Annotated in this window: 6 protein-coding genes; 5 read left to right on the top strand and 1 reads right to left on the bottom strand. The window is 69.9% G+C overall.

What is annotated here, in order from left to right; translation table 11 throughout:
* Nucleotides 1-322 precede the first annotated feature (322 nt).
* Nucleotides 323-1,516: an IS110 family transposase gene (locus VFO68_RS01010; RefSeq protein WP_325156196.1), complete on the top strand. Its 1,194-nt coding sequence runs from the start codon at nucleotides 323-325 to the stop codon at nucleotides 1,514-1,516.
* A 60-nt stretch (nucleotides 1,517-1,576) separates the two neighbouring features.
* Here the strand turns inward: VFO68_RS01010 and VFO68_RS01005 are convergent, their stop codons facing one another.
* Nucleotides 1,577-2,785: an FAD-dependent monooxygenase gene (locus VFO68_RS01005; protein WP_325156195.1), complete on the bottom strand. Its 1,209-nt coding sequence runs from the start codon at nucleotides 2,783-2,785 to the stop codon at nucleotides 1,577-1,579.
* 87 nt (nucleotides 2,786-2,872) lie between these two features.
* On the opposite strand from VFO68_RS01005, the gene VFO68_RS01000 reads away from it, so the two are divergent.
* From VFO68_RS01000 to VFO68_RS00985, 4 genes are all read left to right on the top strand, one after another.
* Entirely contained in the window at nucleotides 2,873-3,598 is a 726-nt protein-coding gene (locus VFO68_RS01000; RefSeq protein WP_325156194.1) for a TetR family transcriptional regulator, read from the top strand.
* Nucleotides 3,599-3,644: 46 nt separating this feature from the next.
* Entirely contained in the window at nucleotides 3,645-3,983 is a 339-nt protein-coding gene (locus VFO68_RS00995; RefSeq protein WP_325156193.1) for a glycoside hydrolase family 3 N-terminal domain-containing protein, read from the top strand.
* Between the two features lie 9 nt (nucleotides 3,984-3,992).
* A complete protein-coding gene (locus VFO68_RS00990) occupies nucleotides 3,993-4,283 on the top strand; it encodes a hypothetical protein (protein WP_325156192.1) in 291 nt (96 codons plus the stop codon).
* Between the two features lie 862 nt (nucleotides 4,284-5,145).
* Nucleotides 5,146-6,327, top strand: a complete 1,182-nt coding sequence (locus tag VFO68_RS00985; RefSeq protein WP_325156191.1) for a ThuA domain-containing protein — start codon at nucleotides 5,146-5,148, stop codon at nucleotides 6,325-6,327.
* Nucleotides 6,328-6,411: the final 84 nt, after the last annotated feature.

The following is a 6,411-nucleotide window of genomic DNA, read 5'->3' as shown; positions in this document are numbered from 1 at the left end:
GGAGATCACCGCGACCGGCAGGGCGGTCGCGCCGGCATCGCTCAGTGACTCGGTCAGCCGCCGCAGCTCGGCCGCGCGGCCGGTGAACCCCCGTTACCTTCTTCGTGGCTCTTGATCAAGGGCTGTGGTCGCCAGGCTCGGCATGACTGATGCCCCCAGTCGTTTGCATGATCCGGGGGGTGGTGTCACCGGGCCTGGTGGCATCGAGGGACCGCTGATAGGGACACGGCCGCCCCGGCTGGGGGTAGGTCTCGTCGTAACGTGGGTGCCGGCCGTCGATGCCTGATCAGCGACCACACGCGACGATGAAAGACGTGGTGCGTTGAGAAGCGGTTACGGCGTGTTCCTCGGGTTGGACGTGGGTAAGGGCGCCCATCACGCTGTGGGGCTGGATACCTCGGGTAAGCGGCTGCATGACGCGCCATTGCCGAACACCGAGCCGAAGCTGCGAGCGGTGTTCGACAAGCTCGCCCAGCACGGCCCGCTGCTGGTCGTCGTCGACCAGCCCGCCACGATCGGTGCGTTGCCGGTCGCCGTGGCCCGGGCGTGCGGCCACCAGGTGGCCTACCTGCCGGGGCTGGCGATGCGCCGCATCGCCGACCTCTACCCCGGCCGCGCCAAGACCGACGCCCGCGACGCGTTCATCATCGCCGACGCCGCCCGCACCCTGCCGCACACGCTGCGCCAGGTCGCTGTCGGCGACGACGCGCTGGCCGAGCTGGACGTGCTGGTCGGCTTCGACGACGACCTGGCCGGCGAGGCCACCCGGATCAGCAACCGCATCCGCGGCCTGCTCACCGGCATCCACCCCGCCCTCGAACGCGTCATCGGTCCCAAGATCACCCACCCCGCTGTGCTGGCGATCCTGTCCCAGTGCGGCGGCCCCACCGGCATCCGGCAGGTCGGACGCGACACGCTCACCACGATCGCCACCCAACACGCCCCGCGCATCGGCACCAAGCTGGTCGAAGCCATCCTGGTCGCACTCGGCGAGCAGACCGTCGTCGTGCCCGGCACCGCCGCCGCCGACACCGTCCTGCCGAGACTGGCCGACAGCCTCACGACCGTGCTCCAGCAACGCAAAACCGTCGCCGGCGAGGTCGAAGGGATACTCGATGCGCACCCTCTTGCCCAGGTCCTGACCTCCATGCCCGGCATCGGGGTCAGGACCGCCGCCCGCATCCTGCTCGAGATCGGCGACGCCTCCGCGTTCAAGTCCTCCGCCCATCTGGCCGCCTACGCCGGCATCGCCCCCACCACCCACAGCTCCGGCAGCAGCATCAAGGGCGAGCACCCCGCCCGAACCGGCAACCGCAAACTCAAGCGCGCGTTCTTCCTCGCCGCGTTCGCCGCCCTGTCCGATCCGGTCAACCGCGCCTACTACGACCGCAAACGAGCCGAAGGCAAGAAACACAACGCCGCCCTCATCTGCCTCGCCCGACGCCGCTGCGACGTCCTGTTCGCCATGCTCCGCAACAAGACCTTCTACCGCCCACCCGCAGCACAACCCGCTTGACAAGATCCATAGGGACACCCCCCACCCCCCGCCGCCCCGGCGTACTGCCCCACCTCTCCGCTAGCCATGTCCCGCGTTCGCGTAGCCATGTTCCACGTTCGCGTAGTCATGTCGCGAGGATCGTGCCGCGGTTCGGGTCAGCCAGCCGGCGGCGGCGCCGAGTGGCCAGAGGTTGGCGAGGAGGTTGCGGGTGACGATTCCGGTGCGGGTGGCGGGGATGAGCAGGGTGGAGGCCCGTTCGATGCCGTGCAGCTTGGGGTCGACCCGGACCCGGTGCTCCGCCTCGAACCGCCGGAAGGCCTGCACGTGGTCGTCCGGGTGCGCCGCGAGGGCGTCGGCCAGGGTGGCCGCGCCGGTCATGGCCAGCGTGGAGCCGTCGCCGAACAGCGAGACGCAGGACGCGGCGTCGCCGAGCAGCGCCACCCGGCCGCGCGACCACGGCCGCAGGTTGACCCGGCTCACCGAGTCGAAGTACAGGTCCGCCGCGGCTTGCATCCGGTCCAGCAGTTCGGGCACCCGCCACCCGCCGCCGGCGAACGCGCCGGTCAGTATCCGTTTGTGCGACGCGGTGTCGTTCGGGTCGAAGCCGGCAAGTTCCGGACCACGGAAGGCGAAGAAGGCCAGCGCGCCGCCGGTGGACGGGTGCACGGCGACCAGCCGGCCCGGCACGTTGTGCAGGACCACCGCGTGCGGGTTCTCGGTACCGGGCAGCGGCGCCGTGGCGACGTAGATGCCGAGGTGCTCGACGAACTCGCGTTCCGGCCCGAAGGCCAGGGCCCGCACGGCCGAATGCAGCCCGTCGGCACCGACCACCAGGTCGAAGCGGCGCGGCGCGGCGTGCTCGAACGTGACGTCCACCCCGCGCTCGTCCTGGTGCAGCGCGGTGATGCGGTCGCCGTACACGAACTCGGCATGCTCACGGGCAACGCGCTGGAGAATGGTGGCCAGATCACCGCGCGGCAACTCCACCTCGCCACTGCCGGTGGCGCGCCGGAGGGCTCGGATGTTGATCCGGCCGGCCCGCCGGCCGGCGGCGTTGACGAAGGTCAGTTCGGTCACCTCGGTGCCGGCCCGCCGGATGTCCGGCAGCACTCCCATTCGCTGCGCCACCGCGACGGCCGGACCGCGCACGTCGACCGGGCTGCCACTGGAGCGCGGCGCGGCCGCCCGCTCGACGACGGTGGGCGCGAACCCGTGCCGCCCCAACCAGTAGGCCAGCGTCGGCCCGGCGATACCCGCCCCGGAGATCAGTACCGTTCGGCTCGTCATGTCGCACCCCTTCGATCAACTGACCAGTGGTCAGGAGCCCACTGTAGCTTCCTGTCCGAAGGTCAGGCAAGGGAGTAGGATCGGCCGGTGCCCGAAGACCCAGCGCCCGAAAACCCGGCGCCGCCCGACACCCGGGCCCGGATCCTTCAGGCCGCCCTGGCCGAGTTCGGCACCCGCGGCTTCCACGCGACCTCGGTACGGGAGATCGCCGAACGGGTGGGCGTGACCAAGACCGCCGTGCTCTACCACTTCCCCAGCAAGGCGGACATCCTCGCGGCGCTGACCGAGCCGATGCTGATCGACATGACCGCCGCGACGGACGCGGCCGCCGCGCGGCCCGATCCCGAGGCGGTCCGCTGGACCGCGCTGGAACGCCTGCTCGAGGTGTTCCTGGCGCACCGGCATCTCATCCGGATGAACCTGCAGGATCTGGCGATGGTCGGCAACAGCGCGGTGTTCCGGCGGTTCCGGGACGGCATGATGCTGGCCAACACGCTGGTGGCCGGGCCGGAACCGGACTTCGTCCGCCAGGTCCGGGCCGCCCAGGCGATCGCGATGCTGGGCGACCCCGTGGTGCTGTTCGCCGACGCACCCACCGAGGACCTGCGCCGCGCCGTACTGGACGGGGTCCGCCGGCTGCTCGGGACGACCGGCCCGGCGGCCAGCCGATCCCGGGGCCGCCCGAGCGTGGTCAGCCCCGAGATGGCCCGAGCCGCCCGACTACGCCACGCCGAGGGCGCCACCGCCGCCGAGATCGCCGCCGAGCTCGGCATCTCCCGCGCCACGGTCTACCGGCACCTCGGCGGCGATTAATGAGACGCTAATGCGACATTTGTGAGACGAAAGCCAGATCAGCTCCGTGGTGCGCCCACTGCGGGACACCGCGGCACAGAGCCCGGACCACCGGCCGCTGCTGCTGATGACCGACCAGGAGGGCGGCCAGGTGCGCCGGCTGCCCGGCGAGCCGGTGCTCTCCGCGAAGCAGATCGGGCAGTCCGCCGACCCGCCCGCCCAGGCGCGCGCCGCCGGCACCGGAGCCGGCGACAACCTGGCCGGCGTGGGCATGAACGTCAACCTGGCGCCGGTACTGGACGTCTACCGCCGAACCGGCGACCTCATGGACCAGTTCGGCCGGTCCTACAGCATGAACGCCGGCCTGGTGGGCACCCTGGGCGGGAACTTCGTCTCGGCCCAGTAGGCGCGCGTGGTGGCCGCCACCCTGGAACACATCCTCGGCCTCGGTTCCGCCTCGGCCAGTCAGAACACCGACGCCCGACCGGTCACCCTGCGGACGAGCCTGTCCACCCTGCGCACCGTCGACGAGGCGCCCTATCGCACCGCGATCCTGGCCGGCGCCAAGCTGGTCACGCTGTCCTGGGCGGTGTACCCGACCCTGGACGCGACCCGCCCGGCCGGCCTGTCCACCCGGTCATCCGGCAGGAACTCCGTCAGCGCAACGGTTTCACCGGCGTCACCATCACCGGCGTCCTGCTGCTGAGCGCCGCCCCCCAGTTCGGGCGAACCCGACCGAGGTCAGTGGGCTACCTGCACGGAATGTAGACAGGCGGCGAATACACCGTGCTCGCCTGCGCAAGCTCGACGTGCACCCTGCCCCGGGTGTAGACGTCCATGTCGCACTGCCACGTGGTGTCGTAGTTTCGGGTGGGACCCACGCACGCGCGCACCAGTCCCGAGTTGAGCGTGCTGTAGTAGCAGAACCGCTCGTAACGGCTGCGGGTGCTCGGCGTCCCGGTCGTTTCGGCCCACGGCGAGGTCGGCGCAGGCCTGTTGCCAGCGCGCCCGCCAGGCCTGCTCGTCGGCTCCGCACGCACGTAGGCGAGGGTGACCTCGAGGCCGGGCAGCGTCCGACAGGGTGGTCACCGAGAAACCTGCCGTGATCGACCTACCAGGGACCGAAACCAGTGCACTGCGACCAAAGTCGACGGGCCCGGTGAACCGGACAGCGCCGGCACCTGTTCGCTGGAGATCTTCTACGCCGAGCTGCGGCATTACCCGCTTGAGTCAACGGTGCCCGGGGAGGCGGTCGTTAGGGTGAAGCCATAGGAGGAGTGGGCGGAGTGCCGGGTGGGTATGGCGGTCTGTCGAGCCAGTGGCGATGCGGTTGCGTTCATCTCCAAGCCTCGGTGCATCGGCGCTGAGCTGCTGTGATGTGGTGCAGAGTGCATGTCGTGCTGTGTTTGCGCATCCAGGTCAGATTCTTGCGATCTTTCATCGAAGATTTGCCGTTGACCTCAGAACGCAAAGGTCCTATGTTTGAAGGGTCGAATTTGTTCTCCCGTCAAACAAATTCGGAGTGAAGCGCGCACCGCGTGTCCCCTGCCTTCGCTCGAGGAGTACCTGTGACGACGCTGTCCCGGACTCTGCGCATGGCCGCCGTGCTGGCCGCGGCGATGCTGGCGCTCGTACCTACGAATGTGGCGGCGGCCGGACCGGCCGCGGCCTTCCGGGTGCTGGTGTTTTCCAAGACCACCGGTTTCCGGCACGACTCCATTCCCGCCGGCATCGCGGCAATCCAGCAACTGGGCCGGCAGAACGACTTCACGGTGGATGCCACGGAGGACGACACCCGGTTCACCGACGCCAACCTGGCGCAGTATGGCGCGGTGATCTTCCTGTCCGCCACCGGCGACCCGCTCGGCAGCCAGGCCGAGAAGGACGCCTTCCAGCGCTACATCCAGCGCGGTGGTGGGTTCGTCGGGATCCACGCCGCGTCGGACAGCGGGTACAGCTGGCCCTGGTACGGCCAACTGGTCGGTACCTACTTCCGGCAGCATCCCGCGCAGCAGAACGCGCTGCTTCGGATCGCGGACCCCAATCATCCGTCCACGCAAGGACTTCCGGCGCAGTTCACCCGGTTCGACGAGTGGTACGACTTCCAGACCAACCCCCGGCCGAACGTGCACGTGCTGACCACCGTCGACGAGTCGTCCTACTCCGGCGGCACCATGGGGGCCGATCATCCGACCACCTGGTGCCACAACTTCGACGGTGGCCGGGCCTGGTATACCGCGCTGGGGCACACCGCGCAGAGCTTCACCGAGGCCAACTTCCTGCGCCTGCTGCTCGGCGGGATCCAGACCGTGGCGGGCGTCGTGCCGGCCGACTGTGCCGTCAGCACGCCGCCGCCGCCGACCGTGATCAGCCTGCGGGCGCACGCCAACGGCCGGTTCGTCTCGGCCGACAATGCCGGCGCCGGACCACTGATCGCCAAGGCGACCGCGATCGGACCCTGGGAGCAGTTCGACCGGCTCGACGCCGGCAACGGCAACATCGCGCTGCGGGCCCATGCCAACAACCGGATCGTCGCCGCGGAGAACGCCGGCAACAACCCGCTGATCGCCAACCGCACCGCGGTCGGGCTCTGGGAGACGTTCCAGCTGATCCGCAACCCCGACGGCAGCGTCTCGCTCCGGGCCCTGGTCAACGGCAGGCTGGTCACCGCCGAGAACGCCGGCAACAGCGCCCTGATCGCCAACCGCACCGCCGTCGGCGCCTGGGAAGAGTTCGATCTGGTCGGCTGAACTGGTCCGCCTCGCCGGGATTTTGCTGCGTCAGTTGGGTTCCAGCCGACAGTGCGGATGGCGAGTTGGTTGTGGCTGAGTTCC

The sequence above is a fragment of the Actinophytocola sp. genome (assembly GCF_035712165.1).
Taxonomy (GTDB): domain Bacteria; phylum Actinomycetota; class Actinomycetes; order Mycobacteriales; family Pseudonocardiaceae; genus DASYTH01.
Note: the sequence above shows the minus strand (reverse complement) of the source record. Positions and strands in the feature narration are given on the sequence as shown.